Source organism: Bradyrhizobium sp. GW821-FHT12B03, assembly GCF_058807535.1.
In genome coordinates this window covers 167,156-188,485 of record NZ_JBXAQU010000012.1, presented here as the reverse complement: position 1 = coordinate 188,485, position 21,330 = coordinate 167,156, and the positions used below count along the sequence as shown (strand labels likewise).

The following is a 21,330-nucleotide window of genomic DNA, read 5'->3' as shown; positions in this document are numbered from 1 at the left end:
TGGCTCAAGCGTTCGCAGCAATCGCTCGACAGGCACGGCAATCGCTCTGGGGCAGCGGCATGGCTGGTTCGGTAGACCACGCATCAGGGCGAGGCCCCGGACCATCCACTCCCAGTGGATAATCCTTCCGGCATTTCGCCGATTATCACTCAAACCAGAAAGACCGATAGTCCCTCCCAGCCGACAGGAGACCGTCATGTCCGAGATGCCCCGCACCGAAAACTTCGAACAAGCAACTGAAATCACTCAGGATTGTGCCAAGGCGCAGCTGCGCGTGCCGGCCCGTCACAGGATCCGGCGCGCGGCCCTGGTGCTCGCGCTCCTCGCCGGCACGGCCATGATTGGCTATTACGGCCATGACTACTGGATCAATGGCCGCTACCTCGAATCCACCGATGACGCCTATGTGAAGGCCGATTCCACCATCATCGCGCCGAAGGTCTCGGGCTATATCGCCAAGGTGCTGGTCGGTGACAACGAGAAGGTTCGGGCTGGCCAGGCGCTGGCGAAGATCGACGACCGCGACTTCAAGGCGGCACTGGACCAGGCCCGTGCTGACGTGGCCGCCGGCGAAGCCTCGGTACGCAACATCGATGCCCAGCTCGAGCTGCAGCAACCGATCATCGAGCAGAGCACCGCCGACGTCACTGCGGCGGACGCCAACCTGAAATTCGCCCAGGAAGAGCGCGCCCGCTACGACGATCTCATGAAGTCTGGCTCGGGCACGATCCAGCGCGCGCAGCAGACCGACGCCGCGCTCCGCGCCAGCAACGCGCAATCGCAGCACGCGAAATCCGGCCTTCTGGCCGCACAGCGCAAGGTCGACGTGCTCACCACCCAGCGCGCCCAGGCCACCGCCCAGCTCGAGCGCGCCCGCGCGGTGGCAGACCAGGCGCGGTTGAACCTGTCCTACACCGAGATCACCGCGCCGGTGGACGGCACGGTCGGCGCGCGCAGCTTGCGCGTCGGCCAGTACGTGCAGGCCGGCACGCAATTGATGGCGGTGGTGCCGCTCGATGCGGTCTATGTCGTCGCGAACTTCAAGGAGACGCAGCTCACCCATGTGCGTCCCGGCCAGCCGGTCGAGCTGCACGTCGACAGCTTCCGCAACCAGACCCTGCGCGGCCATGTCGACAGCCTGTCGCCGGCGAGCGGGCTCGAATTCGCACTACTGCCGCCCGACAACGCCACCGGCAATTTCACCAAGATCGTGCAGCGCGTCCCGGTGAAGATCGTGCTCGACGACCACAGCCTCACGGGCCTGCTGCGGCCCGGCATGTCGGCGGTGCCGACCGTCGACACCAAGCAGACCGTGCTGGCCGAGCGCGAGACCGCCAGGCGCCTCGCCGACAACGCCTCCCGCCCGAACGGCGGCTGACGTCGAGGGGCTTGCGGCAGGATCATCAAGTCATGCCGGATGATCCTTCCCAGACTGCCTCGACGATCGAAATCAACGGCCTAATGCATCCTGTCTCCACACCCGAGACGAGGCTTCCATGAGCACGCTCCAACCGACCATCGACGCCGCTTCCGCCACCAACCTCCCCGCTCCGGCCGCGGCTCCCGCAACGCCCGCCGTCTCGGCCAAGACCTGGATCGCGGTGATCGGCGCGACGCTCGGCGCCTTCATGGCGGTGCTGAACATCCAGATCGTCAACGCCTCGCTCGCCGACATCCAGGGCGCGATCGGGGCCGGCATCGACGACGGCGGCTGGATCTCGACCTCCTATCTGATCGCCGAGATCGTGGTGATCCCGCTCTCCGGCTGGCTCGCCCAGGTGTTCTCGATCCGCCTATATCTCCTCACCAACGCGATCCTGTTCCTGGCCCTCTCCGCAGCCTGCGCGCTCGCGCAGGACCTGCCGCAGATGATCGTGCTGCGCGCCGTGCAGGGCTTTACCGGCGGCGTGCTGATCCCGATGGCGTTCACGCTGATCATCACGCTCTTGCCGCGCGGCAAGCAGCCGGTGGGCCTTGCGCTGTTCGCGCTGTCGGCGACGTTCGCGCCCGCGATCGGCCCGACCATCGGCGGCTATCTCACCGAGAATTTCGGCTGGCAGTACATTTTCTACGTCAACCTCGTCCCCGGCGCGATCATGGTCGGCATGCTCTGGTACGCGCTCGACGCCAAGCCCATGAAGCTGTCACTGCTGCGCGAGGGCGACTGGGCCGGCATCATCACCATGGCGATCGGCCTGTCCGCGCTCCAGACCGTGCTGGAGGAAGGCAACAAGGACGACTGGCTCGGCTCGCCTTTCATCGTGAGATTGTCCGTCATCGCCACCGTCGCGCTCGCGGCCTTCCTGATCATCGAGCTCACCGTGAAGAAGCCGTTGCTGAACCTGCGCCTGCTGGTGCGCCGCAATTTCGGCTTCGGCATGCTCGCGAACTTCCTGCTCGGCATCGCGCTATACGGCTCGGTGTTCATCCTGCCGCAATATCTGGCGCGCATCCAGGGCTACAATGCCGAGCAGATCGGCATGGTGCTGGCATGGACCGGACTGCCGCAGCTCGTGCTGATCCCGCTGGTGCCGCGCCTGATGCAGCGGTTCGACGCGCGGGTCATCATCGGCGTCGGCTTCGTCCTGTTCTCGGCCTCGAACTTCATGAACATCACCATGACCAACGACTACGCCGCGGACCAGCTGTTGTGGCCCAACGTCGTGCGCGCGATCGGCCAGGCGCTGGTGATGGCGCCGCTGTCCGCAGTGGCAACCGCAGGCATCGAGGCGGAGAATGCGGGTTCGGCCTCCGGCCTGTTCAACATGATGCGCAATCTCGGCGGCGCCGTCGGCATCGCACTGCTCCAGACCGTGCTGACCAAGCGCGAGCAGTATCACTCCAACGTGCTGATGCAGTCGGTCTCGGTGTTCGAGCAGGCGACCCGCAACCGGCTGGAACAGCTCACGCAATATTTCGTCAACCACGGCGTCCTCGACCGTGCGGACGCCGCGCATCGCGCCTATGTCGCGATCGGCCATACCGTGCAGAAGCAGGCCTACATCTTCGCCTTCAGCGACACCTTCTATTTGCTCGGCATGGCGCTGATCGTGGCGCTCGCCGCCGTCCTGTTCCTGAAGAAACCCGGCCATGTCTCGGCCGGTGGAGCCCACTGAAATTAACCCAGCAAGCAAGGAGACCGACCATGAAACCCCGCATGAATTTCTACCAGGCCGCCCCTGACACAATGAAGGCGCTGATGGCGCTGGAAGAGCAGATCCAGTCGACAGGTCTGGAGAAATCGCTGATCGAGCTCGTCAAGATCCGGGCGTCGCAGATCAACGGTTGCGCCTTCTGCATCAACATGCACACCGAGGACGCCCGCAAGCGCGGCGAAACCGAACAGCGCATCTATCTGCTCAACGCCTGGCGCGAATCCCCGCTCTATACCGACCGTGAGCGCGCCGCGCTGGCCTGGACCGAATCGGTGACGCTGATCTCCGAGACGCATGCGCCGGACGACGTCTATGAGCAGGTCCGCGCGCAATTCTCCGATGCCGAGACGGTGAACCTGACAATGCTGATCGGCGCCATCAACGCCTGGAACAGGATCGCGATCGCGTTCCGCGCGGTGCATCCGGTGAAGGTGAAGGCGTCGGTGGCGTAGGGCGCGGCGCGTGGAGGCCAAACTGCCTCTACACATTCAACTGTCATGCCCCGGCTTGACCGGGGCATCCAGTACGCCGCGGCTTCTCGATTCAAGCACTCCTGTTACGGAGTACTGGATCGCCCGGCCAAGCCGGGCGATGACAGCGGTGGGAGTGGCTCAGACCGCCGTCGCCTTGGCGAACTCCACATAGATCTCGCGAAGCCGCGTCGCCATCGGGCCGGGCTTGCCGTCGCCGATCTTGTTGCCGTCAACGGCGACCACCGGCTGCACGAAGGACGAGGCCGAGGTGATGAAGGCTTCCTTGGCGGCGAGCGCCTCGGCGACCGTGAAGGAGCGCTCCTCGACGCGGAGCTGGCGCTCCTCGGCAAGCGCGATGACGGCCTTGCGGGTACAGCCCGGCAGAATCGCGTTGGAATTCTGGCGCGTCACGATGACGTCGTCCTTCGTCAGGATGAACGCCGTAGACGAGCCGCCTTCAGTCACATAGCCATCCTGCAGCATCCAGGCTTCGCCGGCGCCGGCTTCCGCCGCGGCCTGCTTGGCCAGCACCTGCGCCAGCAGCGCCACGCTCTTGATGTCGCGCCGCTCCCAGCGGATGTCGGGCACAGTGATCACGTTGATGCCGGTCTTGGCCGAGGCGGCATTGATGATGTCCTTCTCGGAGGTGAACATCACCAGGCTCGATTTGACGTCGCCCTTGGGGAACGGGAAGTCGCGGCCCTTGTCGGCGCCGCGCGTGACCTGGAGATAGACGAGGCCGCTCTCGACCTTGTTGCGCGCGATCAGCTCCTTCTGGAGCTCGGTGATGCGCTCGACCGTCTCCGGCAGCTTCAACTTGATCTCACCGACCGAACGCTCCAGCCGCGCCAGGTGCGAGGCGTTGTCGACCAGCTTGCCGCCGAGCACGGCCGAGACCTCGTAGATGCCGTCGGCGAACAGGAAGCCACGATCGAGGACCGAGATTTTGGCTTCCGAGAGCGGGACGAATGAGCCGTTGACGTAGGCGATCGGGTCCAAGGCAGGTCTCCTGGCGGGATAGGGGAATTTGGCGCCCGTATACGGGATTTGCGCAGCCCGATAAACCCTCGATCGGCCATTCCGGGGCATTCGCGGTGCGAATGACCCCGGAATCTCGGGATTCCGGGTTGCTTCGCATCGCCCCGGAATGACGGTGGAGGCTAATGCGACAGAATCTTCGACAAGAACTTCTGCGCGCGGTCGCTGCGCGGCTTGCCGAAGAAGTCCTCCTTCGCCGCGTCCTCGACGATCTCGCCGCGGTCCATGAAGATCACGCGGTTGGCGACCTTGCGGGCAAAACCCATCTCGTGGGTCACGACCATCATGGTCATGCCCTCATGGGCGAGGTCGACCATGACGTCGAGCACTTCGCTGACCATTTCGGGGTCGAGCGCCGAGGTCGGCTCGTCGAACAGCATCACGATCGGATCCATCGCGAGCGCGCGTGCGATCGCAACGCGCTGTTGCTGGCCACCGGAGAGCTGCGCGGGAAACTTCTGCGCCTGCTCCTTCAGGCCGACGCGCTCCAGCAGTTGCTCAGCTTTCGCCACCGCCTTGTCGCGCGACCGATCGAGCACCTTCTGTTGCGCGAGACAAAGGTTATCGATGATCTTGAGATGCGGAAACAGCTCGAAGTGCTGGAACACCATGCCGACGCGCGAGCGCAGCTTCGGCAGATTGGTCTTGGGATCGTTGACCTTGGTGCCGTCGACGCTGATGTCGCCCTCCTGGAACGGCTCCAGCGCATTGACGCATTTGATCAGCGTCGACTTGCCCGAGCCCGAGGGGCCGCAGACCACGACGACCTCGCCCTTGGTGACGCTGGTGGTGCAGTCGGTCAGCACCTGGAAGGTCGGGCTGTACCATTTGTTGACGTGGCTGATTTCGATCATGACCGACACGCTCTATCGAATGATGGCGATGCGCGCCTGGAGGCGACGCACGCCAAAGGACGCAACACAGGAAATGGTGAAGTAGACGACGGCAGCGAACAGATACATCTCGACCAGGCGGCCGTCGCGCTGCGCGACCTTGCTCGCCGCGCCCAGAAAGTCCGGGATCGAGAGCACGTAGACCAGCGAGGTGTCCTGGAACAGCACGATGGTCTGCGTCAGCAGCACCGGCAGCATGTTGCGGAACGCCTGCGGCAGCACGACGTAGCGCATGGTCTGGGCGTAGGTCAGGCCGAGCGCGTTGGCGGCCGCCGGCTGGCCGCGCGAGATCGACTGGATGCCGGCGCGCATGATCTCGGAGAAGTACGCCGCCTCGAACATGATGAAGGTGATGAGCGAGGAGGCGAACGCGCCGACGCTGATCGGGCGCGAGGCGCCCGTCACCCACTGCCCGATATAGGGCACCAGGAAGTAAAACCAGAAGATCACCAGCACCAGCGGCAGCGAGCGCATGAAGTCGACATAGACACCGGCGATGCGGCCGAGCAGCTTGTAGCCCGACAGCCGCATCAGCGCGATCGCCGTGCCGAAGATCAGGCCGCCGAGGCCGGCGAGCGCCGTCAGGGTCAGCGTGAACGTCATGCCTTCGTAGAACAGATAGGGCAGCGCGCGGCGGATGACGTCGAAATCGAGATTACCGAACATGGCGCTATTTCCCCGTGATGTAGCCGGGGATCGCGACGTAGCGCTCGAGGAAGCGCATCGCGGTCACGACGACGGCGTTGACGAGGAGATAGATCAGGGTTGCCGCGGTGAAGGCCTCGAACACCTGGAACGAGAATTCCTGCATCGAGCGCGCCTGTCCGGTCAATTCGAGCAGGCCGATCGTGATGGCGACCGCCGTGTTCTTGATGGTGTTGAGGAACTCGGAGGTCAGCGGCGGCAGGATGATGCGGAACGCCATCGGCAGCAGTACGTAACGATAACCCTGCGCGGTGGTCAGGCCGAGCGCAGTTGCGGCCATCTTCTGCCCACGCGGCAACGAGCCGATGCCAGCCTGCAGTTGCACGGCGACACGCGCCGACATGAAGAAGCCGACGCCGATCGCAGCCGTCCAGAACGGTGCGTTCGGCAGTTGCTTCAGCCAGGTGCCGGCGGCTTTCGGCAGCAATTCCGGCAGCACGAAGAACCACAGGAAGAGCTGCACCAGCAGCGGCATGTTGCGGAAGAACTCGACCCAGCAGAAGCCGAACCAGTAGGCCGCCCTGGAGGGCAGCGTGCGCATGACGCCGATCAGCGAGCCGAAGACCAGCGCGATGACCCAGGCGAGCGCAGCCGTCTTGAGGGTCAGCGCCAGTCCCGACAGGAGCATGTCGAGATAGGTGCCGGTCCCCATCGGGTTCGGCTCGAAGAATATTCCCCAGTTCCAGTGGTAGTTCACGTGTCCCCCGCGCGAACGCGCCAATCATAGATGTCCCGGGCACTTATGCAAATGTCCGGCCACTCTCCCTCCAGAATGGCCGGAATTTGCGTCCTCTCCCCGCACGCGGGGAGACGCAAACAGCATATTACTTGTAGTCGTCCGGGTTCGGCGAGTCCGTGGGCTTCGCGAACTCGTTCTTCAGCTCGGCCGAGATGGGGCTGTTGAGGTTCAGACCCTTCGGCGGGATCTTCTGGGTGAACCACTTATCGTAGATCTTCTGCCCTTCGCCGGAGGTGTAGATCGCAGCAGTCGCCGCATCGACCACCTTCTTGAAGGGCGCGTCGTCCTTGCGCAGCATGATGCCGTAGGGCTCGGGCTTGGAGAAGGCGTCCTTGGAGATGACATAGTCGTCCGGCGACTTCGAGCCGGCAACGAGGCTCGCGAGCAGGATGTCGTCCATCACGAAGGCGACCGCGCGGTCGGTCTCGACCATCAGGAAGGACTCGGCGTGGTCCTTGGCCGGAATGATGTTGGCGCCGAGGCTTTTCGCAACATTGGCCTCGGTGAGCTGCTTGATGTTGGTGGTGCCGGCAGTCGAGACCACCGTCTTGCCCTTGAGATCATCGATCGACTTGAGGCCGCTCGACTTCTTGAACACGTAGCGGCTGGCGGTCAGGAAGTGGGTGTTGGTGAAGGCGACCTGCTTCTGGCGCTCGGCATTGTTGGTGGTCGAGCCGCATTCGAGGTCGATGGTGCCGTTGGCCATCAGCGGGATACGGGTCGCCGAGGTCACCGGATTGAGCTTCACCTCGAGCTTGTCGAGCTTGAGCTCCTTCTTCACGGCGTCAACGATCTTGTAGCAGATGTCCATCGCGAACCCGACGGGCTTCTGGTTGTCGTCCAGATAGGAGAACGGGATCGAGGAGTCGCGGAAGCCCAGCGTGATGGCGCCGGTGTCCTTGATGTTCTTCAGCGTGCCGGTCAGCTCCTGGGCCCCGGCCTGGCTTACGGCGAAGGTCGCGGCGAGCGCAAGACCGATGCTACGGAAATGTTTCACTTTTTTGGTCCCCTTTCAGGATGATGCGGCCGGATGCAAGCACAAATCTGGCCGGATTAGAATGTGACTTTCGGCTGGATTGCGGCTCAGGTTAATGGCCCAGGCCGGTGGTTCAGGTCAGCGGTTTGGGCAATTCCCCGAGATCCCAGAACAGCCCGGCCATCACCGTCAAGGCCTCTTCGGTCAATGGCAGCAGGATGTGCTCATTGGGCGCATGCTGCGAGCAGCCGGGATAGGAGTGCGGGACCCAGATCGTCGGCAGGCCCAGGATCTCGGAGAACACGTCGTTGGGCAGCGAGCCGCCGAAATTCGGCAGCACCGCCGGCGCCTTGCCGGTGGTCGCTTGCACCGAATCCGCCGCCCATTTGATCCAGGGGCTGTCGAAATCGGTACGCGAGGCGGCAAAGCTCTGCGCCGCCCGCACCTCGACCATCGGAAAACCCTTTTGCACCAGATGCGCGCGGACGGCCTCGATCAGGCCGTCGACCTTGGTGCCGACGACAAAACGCAGTTGCAGCACGGCATTGGCCTGGCCGGGAATGGCATTGGCCGGCTTCTCGATATTGCCTGACGACATCGCCAGCACTTCGAGCGTGTTCCAGGCGTAGAGCCGTTCGGCTGCCGACAGCCCTTCCTCACCCCAATTCTCCGCGAGCGCCGGTTCGTCCGCGGTCGGCACTACCTGCACGTCGGCGAGATAGCTGCGGATCTGGTTGGTGAGCCGTGGCGGCTTCAGCGCATCGAGCTGGAGCCGGCCTTGGCCATCGACCAGCGTCGAGATCGCGTTGACCAGAATGGTCGCCGGGTTGGCGAGCACGCCGCCCCAATTGCCGGAGTGATGCCCGCCATCGCGCAAATTCACGTCAAGATGGATGCGGATGCCGCCGCGACAGCCGAGGAACAGGGTCGGGCGATCTGCCGACAGGCGCGGCCCGTCGGAGGCCATGAATAGATCGGCCTTGAGCGCGTCGCGGTTCAGATCGCAGACCTTGCCGAGATCGGGCGAGCCGATCTCCTCACCCATCTCGACGATGAATTTGGCGTTGAAGCCAAGCTTGCCCCCGCGGGCCTCGCGCACCGCACGGAGCGCCGCCATGTTGATGCTGTGCTGGCCCTTGTTGTCGGCGGTGCCGCGGCCGTAGAGGCGCGTGCCCGCAACCGTCGTGCGCCAGGGATCGCGGCCATCGCGCCACTCGCCCTCCATGCCGTCGACGACGTCGCCATGACCGTAGATCAGCACGGTCGGCGCCGTCTCGCTCTCCCGATGCTCGGCGAACAGGAACGGCGCCTTGCCGCTGGGGGATTCGACCATACGGCTTTGAAAATCGAGCGCGGCGAAAGCGGGCACCATCTCCTGTTCCAGATAGGCGCGCAGCTCCGCACCGCGCGACGGGTTCTGGCTTTCGGTCTTGAAGGCGACGCGGCGGTCGAGTTCGGCGAGGAACGCACCCGATGTAAAATCCTCACGGGCACGGGCGATGGCGTCGGCTCTGGTCATGACTTGTTTTTCGAGGCTTTGCGACGAAGGACCTTACCCGAGACAGGTAGCCCTTCGAAAGTGGCGGGGACTTGGATAGTTCTTCGAGTTCTCTTGTAGTTCTCTTGGGATTTCGTTCTTGCTCTCTTGAGATTAGCTTGCCAAGCGCGGCGGCGCCGCTGATTTTGGCCTTGCCAATACTCAGACATATGCAAGAACTTCGCCAAGTTGGGGCGCACATCTATCATTCGAAGAGCGCTCAGTACAAGCGCCGGGGGACCATCATGGCCAAGCAGATCAGGCTCAACGCCTTTGCGATGAATTGCGTGGCGCATCAGTCACCGGGCCTGTGGACCCATCCGCGCGACCGCACCGCCGAATATAATCGCCTGCCCTACTGGATCGATCTTGCCAGGACGCTGGAGCGCGGCCGCTTCGACGGGCTGTTCCTGGCCGACGTGCTTGGCGTCTACGACGTCTATGGCAACAGCCCTGACGCAGCTTTGCGCAATGCAGCGCAGACGCCGTCGAACGAGCCGTTGCTCCTGCTCTCGGCGATGGCGGCGGTGACGCAAAATCTCGGCTTCGGCGTTACCAGCAATCTCTCCTTCGAGCCGCCCTACCCGTTCGCGCGGCGGATGTCGACGCTCGATCATCTCACCGAGGGCCGGATCGGCTGGAACGTCGTCACCGGCTATCTCGACAGTGCCGCGCGCGGCGCCGGCAAGGACAAGCAGATCGGGCATGACGACCGCTACGACATCGCCGACGAATATATGGAGGTCGTCTACAAGCTCTGGGAAGGCAGCTGGGAGGACGATGCCGTGCTGCGTGACCGCAAGCGCGGTATCTTCACCGATCCCGCCAAGGTTCATCGCGTCAATCATGTGGGCGCGAACTATCGCATCAATAACACCGTTCACCTCAGCGAACCGTCGCCGCAGCGCACGCCCGTGCTGTACCAGGCCGGCACCTCGCCGCGCGGCCGCCAGTTCGCGGCGCGTCACGCCGAATGCGTGTTCATGTCGGGACCGTCGGCCAAAGTGATCGCACCGCGGGTCTCCGCGATCCGCCAGGAGGCCGCCGCGCTCGGCCGCAACCCGGCCGAGATCCTGATGTTCTCGATGATGACGATCATCCTCGGGCGGACCGAAGCGGAAGCCAAGGAAAAACATGCCGACTACCGCCGCCATATCAGCCCCGAAGGCGCGCTGGCGCTGATGTCGGGATGGACCGGGGTCGACTTCTCCGGCTACGACCTCGACCAGCAGGTCCGCCACGTCCAGAACGATGCCGGCCGCAGCGCGATGGACAACGTCACCCGCGCCGACCCTGATCGCGTCTGGACCGTGCGCGACGTCATCGAGCATGTCGGCATCGGCGGCGCCGGTCCTGTCGTGGTCGGCACGCCGGAGATGGTGGCGGACAAGATCGAGCAATGGTTCGAGGCGACCGACGTCGACGGCCTCAACGTCGCCTTCGCAATCTCGCCCGGCGATTTCGAGGACATCGCCGACATGCTGGTGCCTGAGTTGACGCGGCGCGGGCGGTACAAGCCGGAATACGCAAAGGGCACGCTGCGGGAGAAGCTGTTCGGCGATGGCCGCGCGCGGCTTGGCGCGCCGCATCCGGCGGCGGGGTATCGGGTGGGGAAGACGGGGTAGGCCACCGCCTCCCCGTCATTGCGAGCGCAGCGAAGCAATCCAGAGCCCCTCCGCGGAAGCAGTCTGGATTGCTTCATCGCAAGTGCTCGTCGCAATAACGGTGGAGACAGTATGCCCTCACACCTTCCCGTCCACCGTCACCTCGATCAGCTTCGTCCCCGGCCGGCCGAATGCCGACGACAGTGTCGCCTTCAGCTCGCGAGGATCGCTCACCTTGATCGCCTCGCAGCCCAGCGCTTTCGCGATCCCCGCGAAATCCACCGGCGGATCGACGAAATCCATGCCGACGTAATTGTCGTCACCGTGGAAGGCGAGCAGGCGCTGCTTGATGATGCGATAGCCGCCATTGTTGGCGATGACGACGTTGAGCGGCAGCTTGTGATGTGCCGCGGTCCACAGCGACTGGATCGAATACATCGCGCTGCCGTCGCCGGAGAAGCAAACGACGGAACGATCCGGATTGGCGATGCTGGCGCCGACGGACGCCGGCAGGCCCCAGCCAATGCCGCCCGATGCAAGGCCGTGATAGCCGAAGCGATCGCGGTGCGGACGCAACGCTGTGATCTGGCGGCTGGAGGTCAGCCCTTCGTCGACCAAGATGGCGTTGTCAGGCATCGCCTCGACCATTTGCAGCACCAGAAAATCCGGATCGATGGGGCTGCGGCCGGCGCTCTTGCCGATCTGTTCGACCAGCGCGGCACGGCGCGCGGTCCAGTTCTTCGGCGCAAGCTCGGCGAGACGCTGCTTGGCGCGGCTCGCAAGTGTGACACCGCCCATCTCCTTCAGTACCGGGATCAGCGCGCGTAGCGTTTCCTTGACGTCCGCCTTCAGTGCGATCTCGGCGCCGTAATTCTTGGCGATCTCCCAATCGACGAGGCCGATCTGCACGATGCCGAGTCCATCAGGCAGCGCGTCCACTTCGCTATAGACCGACATCCGCAGGGGATCGCCGCCGAGCGCGATCAGGAGATCGTAAGGCGCGAGTGTGTCGCGCGCGACCTTCTGCACGCGCGCCAGCGTGCCGACGAAGCTCGGGCTTTCCGAGAGGAAGTGCGAACCATAGGGCGTGGAGGATTGAAAGGCGGCCGCGCCGAGCAGCTCGGCGAACTCAGCGGCCTCCTTCAGCGCGTCGCTCTTGACCACCTCGTCCATGGTCACGATGACCGGACGCTCGGCCTTCAGCAGACGGGCGGCAAAGGCCTTCAGCGCCTCGTCCGATGGTTTGGTGCGCGCGTCGATGCGGGTGGAGCGGCCGAGATCGATGCCGGCTTCGCTGTTGAGAATGTCGCCCGGCAGCGAGATGAACACCGGCCCGGTCGGTGGTGTCATCGCAACCTTGGCGGCGCGGCGCACGATGCGCGGCAGATCCTCCAGCCGCGTCACCTCGACCGCCCATTTCACCAGCGGCTCGGCCATCCGCACCAGCGGGCCATACAGCACCGGCTCCATCAGGCCATGACCCTGCTCCTGCTGGCCCGCGGTCAGGATCATCGGCGTGCCCGTGAACTGGGCGTTGTAGAGCGAGCCCATGGCGTTGCCGAGGCCGGGCGCGACGTGGACGTTGCAGGCGACGAGCTTTCCGGAGGCGCGGCTGTAGCCATCGGCGATCGCGACCACCAGGCTCTCCTGCATCGCCATCACATAGGTGAGGTCAGGGTGGTCCTTCAGCGCATGCATGATCGGCAGCTCGGTGGTGCCGGGGTTGCCGAACAGATGCGTGATGCCCTCGTCCTTGAGCAGCGCGAGAAAGGCGGAGCGGCCGGTGATCTTGTTCTTCATGTTTCCTCCAGGAGCGGACGTTGCCGCAAGGACGGAGGCATGATGGCCGAAATCGAAGGGGGCGCGCAAGGAAGCGCGGTCATGGCTGCGTTGCGCGGGCGTGCGCTACATCTCCTCGCGACCCAATTCGAACGGATCCTCGCCGCCCGCCCGCTTCTTCTTTTTCGAGCGCTGCCACACCACGCCGGGAAAACCCTTCAGCGGCACCAGGGGCTCGCCGGTATAGGCCCATTCCTGCAGCTCCTCGATGGCGATGTGATAGAGCGGCTGGCGGCCGGTACGCTCCTTGAACAGTGCGCGCGGGATGTTGACCATGTGCGGCCCGCGCGGGCGCTCATAGGCGATCGGCGTGCCGCAATGCGAGCAGAAGCTGCGTGTGGTCTTGGTCGCCTTGTCCTCGTAGCGCGTGAGCGCGGTCTTGCCGGAGGTGATGCGAAAGCGCTTCTTCCAGCTGCCGACATAGGTCGCGTAAGCCGCGCCATGGGCGCGGCGACTGGCCGCGGAATGATCATGCCAGGCCCAGCGCGCGGGAACGTCGATCTCGAAGGTGACCTTGCCGCAGAGGCACTGGCCGGTGGCTATACCTGCGGTGACTGCGGCTTTGGCCATGGTGCTTCCCCATCGTCATTGCGAGCGCAGCGAAGCAATCCAGACTGCCTCTATGGAAAGATTCTAGATTGCTTCGCTACGCTCGCAATGACGGAGTTCGTGGGCTCGTCGGAGCGACGAATATAGACCCGTAGCCCGGATGGAGCGAAGCGCAATCCGGGACCTATGCCTCGCGGGATCAAACCCGGATTTCGCTTGCGCTCCATCCGGGCTACGAAGAGCGGCTACGCCGGCGTCAGCTCGTCATAAACAGGATAATCCGTATACCCCTTCTCCTCGCCGCCATAGAACGTCGCGCGGTTGTACGGCGTGATCGGATAACCCTGCTCCAGCCGCCGCGGAAGATCGGGGTTGGAGATGAAGATGCGGCCGAAAGCGATGATGTCGGCGTGTCCCTCGGCGAGGGCCGCATTCGCGGTCTCGCCGGTGAAGCCGCCGGCCGTCATCAGCACGCCGCTGTAGAGCGGACGGAACAGCACCATTGCCGACGGCACGTTCTGCCAGTTGACGTCGGCGCGGCCGGCGCCGCTGGATCGCGGCTCGATGAAATGCAGATAGGCAAGGCCGAGCTTGTCGAGTGCCTTCACCACATGCGTGTACAGCGGCATCGGATCAGGCTCGCCGGAATCATTGGCGATGCCGTGGGGCGACAGCCGGACGGCGACGCGGTTTGCGCCCCAGACGTCGATCGCGGCCTGCGTGACTTCGAGCAGCAGCCGCGCGCGGTTCTCGATCGACCCGCCATACTGATCGGTGCGCTGGTTGCTGCGCGATTGCAGGAACTGCTCGAGCAGGTAGCCGTTGGCGCCGTGGATCTCGACGCCGTCGAAGCCGGCGGCGAGCGCGTTCTTCGCGCCCTGCCGGAAGGCCTCGACGATGCCCTTGACCTCGTCCGTCTGCAGCGCGCGCGGTGTCTCGTAGTCGGCAATCTTGCCGTCGGCCGTCATCGCCTTCATGCCTTCGGCCTTGATCGCGATCGCCGAGGCCGAGACCGGCAACGCGCCGCCGTGGAAGGAGGAATGCGAGACCCGACCGACATGCCAGAGCTGGAGGAAGATGATGCCGCCCTTGGCATGCACGGCATCGACCACCTTCCGCCAGCCGGCGATCTGCGCTTCCGAATAGATGCCGGGCGTCGCCGGGTTGCCGCGGCCGTGCGAGAGCACCGGCGAGGCTTCGGCGATGATCAGGCCACCCTTCGTTGCGCGCTGGCTGTAATATTCGGCGTTGAGCGGTCGCGGCGAAAAGCTGTCGCGCTCGGCCCGCATGCGCGTGAGCGGCGCCATCGCGACGCGATGCGCCAGCTTGTACGGACCGACCTGCAACGGTTTGAACAACGCCGGATATTTCATACTGGCCCCAATTGGCTATGGAAGGATGCGGATCATATAGCGAGGGGCGGCCGCCGGAAAAGGCACCGCCCCTCAAAAAGCAGATATTCCCTTCCGCGGAACGCGAGGAGAGAACAGGCGTTACGCCGTCTTGATCCAGACGGCCTTCACGTTGAGATACTCCTCGACGTGCTGCTTGCCGGACTCCCGACCGTAGCCGCTCATCTTGTAGCCGCCGAACGGCACCGCCGGGTCCATCGCCTGGTAGCAATTCACCCACACCGAGCCGGCGCGCAGCGATTTTGCCACCGCATGCGCTTTGCTGACGTCGCGCGTCCACAGGCCCGAGCCGAGGCCGAACGTGGTGTTGTTGGCACGCTTGACCAGCTCGTCCATGTCCTTGAAAGCGATCGCGGAGATGACCGGGCCAAAGATCTCCTCCTGCGCGATGCGCATATTGTCCTGGACACCGGCAAACACTGTCGGCGAGACGAAGAAGCCCTTCGACAACGCGCCCTCGGTGACGCGGCCGCCGCCGGCGAGCGCCCGTGCGCCCTCCTTCTGGCCGATATCGAGATAGCCGGTGACGCGCTCGAGCTGCTGCTCGGAGACGAGCGGGCCGATCTGCACATTGGGATCGAGACCGTTGCCGACCTGCAGCCTCTTGCCGAACTCGGCGACGCGGCCGACGAACTCCTCGTAGATCGACTGCTCGACGAACAGGCGCGTGCCGGCGCTGCAGATCTGGCCGGAATTCGCGAACACCGCCATCGCGGCGCCGGGCACGGCGGCATCGAGATCCGCATCCGCGAACACGATGTCCGGCGACTTGCCGCCAAGCTCGAGCGAGACGCGCTTGAGGTTGCCGGCAGAGGCACGGATGATCGACTGTCCCGTGACATGCGAGCCGGTGAAGGCGACCTTGTCGACGTCGTGGTGCGAGGCGAGCGCAGCGCCCGCGGTCTCGCCATAACCGGGCACGACGTTGACGACGCCGGGCGGAATGCCGGCTTCCATCGCAAGTTCGGCGATGCGCAGCGAGGTCAGCGGCGCCTCTTCGGCGGGCTTGAGCACCACGGTGCAGCCGGTCGCGATCGCCGGGCCGATCTTCCAGATCGTCGCGGTCAGCGGACCGTTCCAGGGAATGATGGCGCCGACGACGCCGATCGGCTCCTTCAGCGTGTAGGAGAAGATTTCGCCCGGCAGCGAGTTCTCGATGGTCTCGCCGTGGATCGCGGTGGTCTGGCCGGCGTAATAGCGCAGCATGCCGACGGCACGCAGGCGATAGGCGCGCGTGCGGCTGAGCGGCGCGCCCATGTCGAGGGTGTCGAGCTGCGACAATTCGTCGAAATTCTTCTCGACGAGATCGGCAAGCCTCAGCAGCAGGTTCTGCCGCTCGAACGGCTTGACCTTGCTCCAGGGACCTTCGAAGGCCCGGCGAGCGGCGGCAACCGCACGGTCGATATCTTCCTTGTCGCCCTCGGCGACGGTTGCGAGCAACTCGCCCGTGGCGGGATTGCGGCTCTCGAAGCGCTTGCCGGAAACGGCGTCGACCCACTTCCCGTCGATCAGCATCTGCTTGTAGGACCCGTTGGCGAACGGGTGGCGCGTAATCGGAATAGCCTGCGACACAGCCATGGCTGCTCTCCCTGTCAGGTCATTGATTGGCTTCGATCTCGGTGGGACCGTTAGGTCAGGGAGAATACAGCGGTGCCGGAGAGGCGTAAAGGCGGCGCGGAACGAAGACCTCCCATGCCGACTTGTGCAGGGTCGAACACTCGCCATGTTATAGCTCGATCGAACTTGACGCCCCTCCCCGGAGAATGAGCCATGTCGCATCCTGTCATCACCAAGGGCAATGTCGCTGTGATCACCGGGGGCGCATCCGGCATCGGCCTCGCCGCCGCCATGGCCTTCGCGCGCGCGGGAATGAAAGTGTGCGTCGCCGACGTCGACCAGGGGCGACTGCAAGAGGCCGCAACAAAACTGTCATCCGTTACGGCTGCCGCACATGTGATGACGTTTGCCGTCGATGTCGGCAAAGCCGAGAGCGTGAAGGAACTGGAACGCGCCGTTGGCGCGCATTTCGGCGGCACCGACCTGCTCATGAACAATGCCGGCATCCAGCCCGGCAGCACGTTGTTTGGCGAACCCGACAATTGGCAGCGCATCATCGCCGTCAACATGTGGGGCATCATCAACGGCTCGCGGGCCTTCGCGCCCAACATGATCGCACGCAGCAAGGCCGGGCTGATCATCAACACCGGCTCCAAGCAGGGCATCACCACGCCGCCCGGCGATCCCGCCTACAATGTCTCGAAGGCCGGCGTAAAGGCGTTCACCGAGGCGCTCCAGCATGAGCTGCGCAACACGGAAGACTGCCACATCACGGCGCACCTGCTCATTCCGGGCTTCGTCTTCACGGGGCTCACCGCCAAGGGCCGCACCGAGAAGCCGGCGGGAGCCTGGACGCCCGAGCAGACCGTGGATTTCATGCTGGCGCGGCTGGAAGCCGGCGACTTCTACATCCTGTGCCCGGACAACGACGTGCCGCGCGCGCTCGACGAAAAGCGCATGCTCTGGGCCGCCGGCGACATCGTCGAGAACCGCCCGCCGCTGTCGCGCTGGCACACGGATTACGCAGATGCGTTCAAGCGATTTGTGGAGGGGAGCTAGGTCTTTTTCCTTCTCCCCTTGTGGGAGAAGGTGGCGCGAAGCGCCGGATGAGGGGTTCTTTCCACTCGCGCGACTGTTCGTGAGGAAAGAACCCCTCACCCGGCTTCGCTCTGCGAAGCCACCCTCTCCCACAAGGGGAGAGGGTAAAACGCAAGCGCCTCTACAGCGTCTCTTGCTGGTGTCCGCAATTCTTGCAGGCGAACTTGACGCGGCTCTGGCCCTTTGGCGCCTGCACCCGGTTCGGGGCGCCGCACTTGCCGCAGACCGCCTCGATCCGGGTATCGCCCTGCTTGACGACGATGGTCTTCTTTTCCATCGATTCGCGGATCAGGCGCTCGGCCTCCTCACGCAGGGATTGTTTCGACAAAGCTCATCTCCGCCTCTGGAAAGCGCGAGAGCCATATCGCACCTGCGATGAAATCACAATCCGCAAAGGCAGCTCAGACCTCGACAATCACATAACTGTCCTCGACATGCACTGGAAACGTCTCGGCAACATACGGACCCTTCCGCAGTTCCTCGCCGCGCTCCACCGCGACCGGATATGACCGGATCTTGACGCGTGTCGGATCGAACCAGGACTGGCCGTTGCGCATGTCGAACTCCCAGCCATGCCAGGGACAGCGCAGCATCTCGCCGACGCGCGACCGCTCATAGACGCCCGGCTCGGGCGAGGTCAGCCGCGCCACGCAGGCGGCTTTCTCCAGCGGCGCGCCTTCATGCGGGCAGCGGTTCAGGAGCGCGAAGAACTCGCCGTTGACGTGGAACACGACGATGTCGCGGCCCGCGATATCGACGACCTTGTTGCCGCCGGGCGGGATCTCGGTGGTGCGGGCGACGATGTGACGGGCCATGACCCTTCTCAGAACTTGTAGACCGCGCGGGCATTGGTGCTGAAGATCTTCTTCCGCTCGGCCTCCGTGAGCGGCGTCTTGAAGGCGAAGCGCGGATCGTCGAAGTCCCAGTGCGGATAGTCCGACGAGAACAACAACCGGTCGATGCCGACCCACTCGATCAGCGCACACAGATGCCGCGCCTCATCAGGCTCGTCGATCGGCTGCGTCGTGAACCAGAAATGCTCACGGACATATTCGGACGGTTTTCGCTTGAGATGAGGCACCTCGCTGCGAAAACGTTCGAAGTGCTGGTCCATGCGCCACACCGCCGACGGGATCCAGCCGAAGCCGCCCTCGATGAAGACGATCTTCAATTTTGGAAAGCGCTCCGGCACGCCCTCGATGACGAGGCTGGCAAGCTGCGCGGCGATGGTGTGGGCATTGGACTGGTGCTCTTCGACATAATAGGACGGCCAGCCGCCGCCGGTCGGCGCGTGGCCGCCATAGCCGCCGACATGGATGCCGAGCGGCAGATCCAGCGCCTGCGCGCGCTCGTAGATCGGCCAATAGCGGCGGCGGCCGAGCGGCTCGTTGGCGCGCGGCGAGACGTTGATCTGGATGTATTCACCTGTTTTGGCGCAGCGATCGATCTCGGCAATCGCAAGATCGATCCCGTCCTGCCCGACCAGGATCGACGCCTTCAGGCGGGGATCGCGGTGCGTCCAGAATGCCAGCTGCCAGTCGTTGATCGCACGCTGGATCGCGGCCCCGAATTCGAGGTTCTGCTGCGAGAAGATGAAGAGATCGAGCACCTGCAGAATGCCGAACTCGACGTCGAGCGGATCGAGATGCTGCTTCTGCATGAAAGCGAGATCGGAGCCGGGTGGCCCGCCGGTCGGCGGCCATGCGTCACGCCGCGCGATCAGCGGCGACGACCGCGGATAGGGCGTCGTGAACAGATAGGGCGTGCGCAGATGGCTGCCATATTCTTTCAGATGCTGCTGCCAGCGTTTCGGCAGGAACTCGTTGAGATCGTCCGTCGAGCGCAAGCTCGGATGGACGTCACAATCGACGATGCGCAGCTTTGATGCGGCGGGCTTTTCGTCGTCACGCAACGGACGGTCGATGACATCACTCATGCGAACCTCCAGTCCGCTTCACCTCTCCCCATCGGGGAGAGGTCGGCGCGAAGCGCCGGGTAAGGGGGCGCGGCAAACGCGCTGCAGCGTAGGCCCTCACCCGGATCGCATCTTGCGATGCGATCCGACCTCTCCCTACGGGAGAGGTGTAGCACCTGCGATGCGGCTTCGAAGTTGGATACCTTCAACATAGTTCACGCATTCAGTTTGAGCCGCGGAAACGTCTCCAGCGGATTGTCGGCGCACATTTTCGCGATGATGCCCTTCGGCAGGTTCGGCGGGATCGGATCGTCGCCGTCGAACTGCCAGTGCGGGTAGTCGGACGCGAACAGGAACATTTTTTCGCAGCCGATCTGGTCGATGATCTCCTCGACGCTTTTCGCATCGCGAGGTGCATCGAACGGCTGCATGGTGACGCGGAAATTGTCGCGGATGATCGATGCCGGCTCGCGCTCCACCCAGGGCACCTCGACGCGCACGCCGCGCCAGGTCTTGTTGGCGCGCCACATGAAGGCCGGCAACCAGCTCACGCCTGATTCCATCAGCACGACCTTGAGATCGGGATATTTGCCGAACACGCCCTCGTAGATCAGGCTGAGGATCTGCGCCTGAAACGCCTGCGCCTCGACGAAGTAGTATTCATAACGATGCGACGGCCAGCCGGCGGAGCTCGGCGCCTGGCGATATTGCGTACCGGCGTGGATCGCGAGCGGCAGCTTGTATTTCTCCGCAAGCTGATAGACCGGCCAGAAATGCCGCCGTCCCAGTAACGTCTCGCCCTGCGCCAGCACCAGGATGGAGACGAAGCGATTGTCGCCGGCGCGGCGCTCGATCTCCTCGATCGCGAGATCCGGCGCCTGCATCGGCACCACGATGGACGCACGCAAGCGCGGATCGCGCGACAGCCATTCAGCAGCGATCCAGTCGTTGATCGCCTTGCAGAAGTCGGCTGCCATGTAGGCATCGAACACGGCCTGCGCACCATAGAGCACGTTGAGGATCGCGTGGCTCGCGCCAAGCTGCTCGAACGCGCCCTTCTGCACCATTGCGAGATCGGAGCCTGGCTTGGCGCCATTCGCCGGCCGCCAGTCGGCACGCCCCGACAACGGCATGCTCGGCGGATAGGAGGTGAGGTCGAGCCCATCGATCGCGCGGCTCACCACCTGCTCTTTCCAGTGATCGCTGAGATAGGGCAACAGCGTCGTGCGCGTGCCACCAACCGCCGGGTGGATGTCGCAGTCGATCCGCGTCACCGCCATGGAGCTTCCTCGCGCAAATCTCATTGGTGGCGTTCTTATGCGCCGCTCACACAGAGTGCTCCTGCCCGCGGTGCCACGCAAGGGCGCACGCCCGCGCGATCCGTCATGGCTCGGTTGCATCTCGCAGGCGCGATATCGGGCTCTGCGATCATCGCGAGCGGCGATGGCTCGATGGTGGACGACATACGGCATGGGCGGCGGATGCTTTGGCATCCACCGCCCATATTGCAAATGGCTTCACGCTTCTATTTGCTCTCCCCTCAAGCCGCCTTGGAGACTTCCATCAGCAGGCGCTCGGCCTTGGCATCCTCGATGCGGTTCACCAGGCGGCTGCTCTCGTGATTGTCGCGGACCGTCTTGGTCAGCGTGATGCAGGTCTGGATCAGCATCACGATCCCCATGGTGAGATAGCCCTTCATCCAGAAGTCGATCGGCAGGAAGAAGATGCCGATGGCGATGAGGAAGGCGGAGGCCGCGAATGACGCGTAGGTGAAGGTGACCCAGGCGCTGCTATGGGGCTGGCCGTTCTGGTTCATGATGGTCTCCTGTTGGTTCGATTG

20 protein-coding genes are annotated in these 21,330 nt (G+C 64.1%); 5 read left to right on the top strand and 15 right to left on the bottom strand.

Annotation, left to right across the window (positions count from 1 at the left end; translation table 11 throughout):
* Positions 1–196 precede the first annotated feature (196 nt).
* From AC1RUR_RS23215 to AC1RUR_RS23205, 3 genes are all read left to right on the top strand, one after another.
* Positions 197–1,378: an HlyD family secretion protein gene (locus tag AC1RUR_RS23215; protein WP_492848214.1), complete on the top strand. Its 1,182-nt coding sequence runs from the start codon at positions 197–199 to the stop codon at positions 1,376–1,378.
* 118 nt (positions 1,379–1,496) lie between these two features.
* The gene (locus tag AC1RUR_RS23210) at positions 1,497–3,116 is read left to right on the top strand and encodes an MDR family MFS transporter (RefSeq protein ID WP_492848212.1); all 1,620 of its coding nucleotides are present in this window, start codon (positions 1,497–1,499) and stop codon (positions 3,114–3,116) included.
* A 29-nt stretch (positions 3,117–3,145) separates the two neighbouring features.
* Positions 3,146–3,607 (top strand): carboxymuconolactone decarboxylase family protein, encoded by a 462-nt coding sequence (locus AC1RUR_RS23205; RefSeq protein WP_007615070.1) that lies wholly within the window; start codon positions 3,146–3,148, stop codon positions 3,605–3,607.
* Positions 3,608–3,766: 159 nt separating this feature from the next.
* Here the strand turns inward: AC1RUR_RS23205 and AC1RUR_RS23200 are convergent, their stop codons facing one another.
* From AC1RUR_RS23200 to AC1RUR_RS23175, 6 genes are all read right to left on the bottom strand, one after another.
* Entirely contained in the window at positions 3,767–4,627 is an 861-nt protein-coding gene (locus AC1RUR_RS23200; RefSeq protein WP_492848209.1) for a D-amino-acid transaminase, read from the bottom strand.
* 161 nt (positions 4,628–4,788) lie between these two features.
* Complete coding sequence (locus tag AC1RUR_RS23195) at positions 4,789–5,520, bottom strand: amino acid ABC transporter ATP-binding protein (protein WP_492848208.1); 732 nt, start codon at positions 5,518–5,520, stop codon at positions 4,789–4,791.
* Positions 5,521–5,532: 12 nt separating this feature from the next.
* Entirely contained in the window at positions 5,533–6,225 is a 693-nt protein-coding gene (locus AC1RUR_RS23190; protein ID WP_492848206.1) for an amino acid ABC transporter permease, read from the bottom strand.
* A 4-nt stretch (positions 6,226–6,229) separates the two neighbouring features.
* Positions 6,230–6,961: an amino acid ABC transporter permease gene (locus tag AC1RUR_RS23185; RefSeq protein WP_492848204.1), complete on the bottom strand. Its 732-nt coding sequence runs from the start codon at positions 6,959–6,961 to the stop codon at positions 6,230–6,232.
* Between the two features lie 127 nt (positions 6,962–7,088).
* Entirely contained in the window at positions 7,089–8,000 is a 912-nt protein-coding gene (locus AC1RUR_RS23180; protein ID WP_492848202.1) for an amino acid ABC transporter substrate-binding protein, read from the bottom strand.
* A gap of 112 nt (positions 8,001–8,112) precedes the next feature.
* On the bottom strand, positions 8,113–9,498 hold the full coding sequence (locus AC1RUR_RS23175; protein ID WP_492848200.1) for a M20 family metallopeptidase: 1,386 nt from the start codon (positions 9,496–9,498) through the stop codon (positions 8,113–8,115).
* Positions 9,499–9,761: 263 nt separating this feature from the next.
* Between AC1RUR_RS23175 and AC1RUR_RS23170 the strand changes: the two genes are divergently transcribed.
* Positions 9,762–11,141, top strand: a complete 1,380-nt coding sequence (locus tag AC1RUR_RS23170) for an LLM class flavin-dependent oxidoreductase (protein WP_492848198.1) — start codon at positions 9,762–9,764, stop codon at positions 11,139–11,141.
* Positions 11,142–11,258: 117 nt separating this feature from the next.
* On the opposite strand, the gene AC1RUR_RS23165 is transcribed toward AC1RUR_RS23170, so the two are convergent.
* The 4 genes from AC1RUR_RS23165 to AC1RUR_RS23150 all read right to left on the bottom strand — a co-directional run bounded on the left by AC1RUR_RS23165 (position 11,259) and on the right by AC1RUR_RS23150 (position 16,498).
* A complete protein-coding gene (locus tag AC1RUR_RS23165; RefSeq protein WP_492848196.1) occupies positions 11,259–12,920 on the bottom strand; it encodes a thiamine pyrophosphate-binding protein in 1,662 nt (553 codons plus the stop codon).
* A 105-nt stretch (positions 12,921–13,025) separates the two neighbouring features.
* Complete coding sequence (locus AC1RUR_RS23160) at positions 13,026–13,529, bottom strand: GFA family protein (protein ID WP_492848194.1); 504 nt, start codon at positions 13,527–13,529, stop codon at positions 13,026–13,028.
* Between the two features lie 224 nt (positions 13,530–13,753).
* On the bottom strand, positions 13,754–14,881 hold the full coding sequence (locus AC1RUR_RS23155; protein ID WP_492848192.1) for an alkene reductase: 1,128 nt from the start codon (positions 14,879–14,881) through the stop codon (positions 13,754–13,756).
* A gap of 120 nt (positions 14,882–15,001) precedes the next feature.
* The gene (locus tag AC1RUR_RS23150) at positions 15,002–16,498 is read right to left on the bottom strand and encodes an aldehyde dehydrogenase family protein (RefSeq protein ID WP_492848190.1); all 1,497 of its coding nucleotides are present in this window, start codon (positions 16,496–16,498) and stop codon (positions 15,002–15,004) included.
* 192 nt (positions 16,499–16,690) lie between these two features.
* Here AC1RUR_RS23150 and AC1RUR_RS23145 point away from each other — a divergent pair, with 192 nt between their 5' ends.
* Positions 16,691–17,536: an SDR family NAD(P)-dependent oxidoreductase gene (locus AC1RUR_RS23145; protein ID WP_492848188.1), complete on the top strand. Its 846-nt coding sequence runs from the start codon at positions 16,691–16,693 to the stop codon at positions 17,534–17,536.
* A 160-nt stretch (positions 17,537–17,696) separates the two neighbouring features.
* Here AC1RUR_RS23145 and AC1RUR_RS23140 read toward each other — a convergent pair whose 3' ends face one another.
* The 5 genes from AC1RUR_RS23140 to AC1RUR_RS23120 form a co-directional block, all read right to left on the bottom strand.
* Entirely contained in the window at positions 17,697–17,903 is a 207-nt protein-coding gene (locus AC1RUR_RS23140; protein WP_027547442.1) for a hypothetical protein, read from the bottom strand.
* 73 nt (positions 17,904–17,976) lie between these two features.
* A complete protein-coding gene (locus AC1RUR_RS23135) occupies positions 17,977–18,390 on the bottom strand; it encodes a Rieske (2Fe-2S) protein (protein ID WP_492848186.1) in 414 nt (137 codons plus the stop codon).
* Between the two features lie 8 nt (positions 18,391–18,398).
* Positions 18,399–19,511: an amidohydrolase family protein gene (locus AC1RUR_RS23130; protein ID WP_492848184.1), complete on the bottom strand. Its 1,113-nt coding sequence runs from the start codon at positions 19,509–19,511 to the stop codon at positions 18,399–18,401.
* A gap of 194 nt (positions 19,512–19,705) precedes the next feature.
* A complete protein-coding gene (locus AC1RUR_RS23125) occupies positions 19,706–20,770 on the bottom strand; it encodes an amidohydrolase family protein (RefSeq protein ID WP_492848182.1) in 1,065 nt (354 codons plus the stop codon).
* Positions 20,771–21,030: 260 nt separating this feature from the next.
* Entirely contained in the window at positions 21,031–21,306 is a 276-nt protein-coding gene (locus tag AC1RUR_RS23120) for a YiaA/YiaB family inner membrane protein (protein WP_091966026.1), read from the bottom strand.
* Positions 21,307–21,330 lie beyond the last annotated feature (24 nt).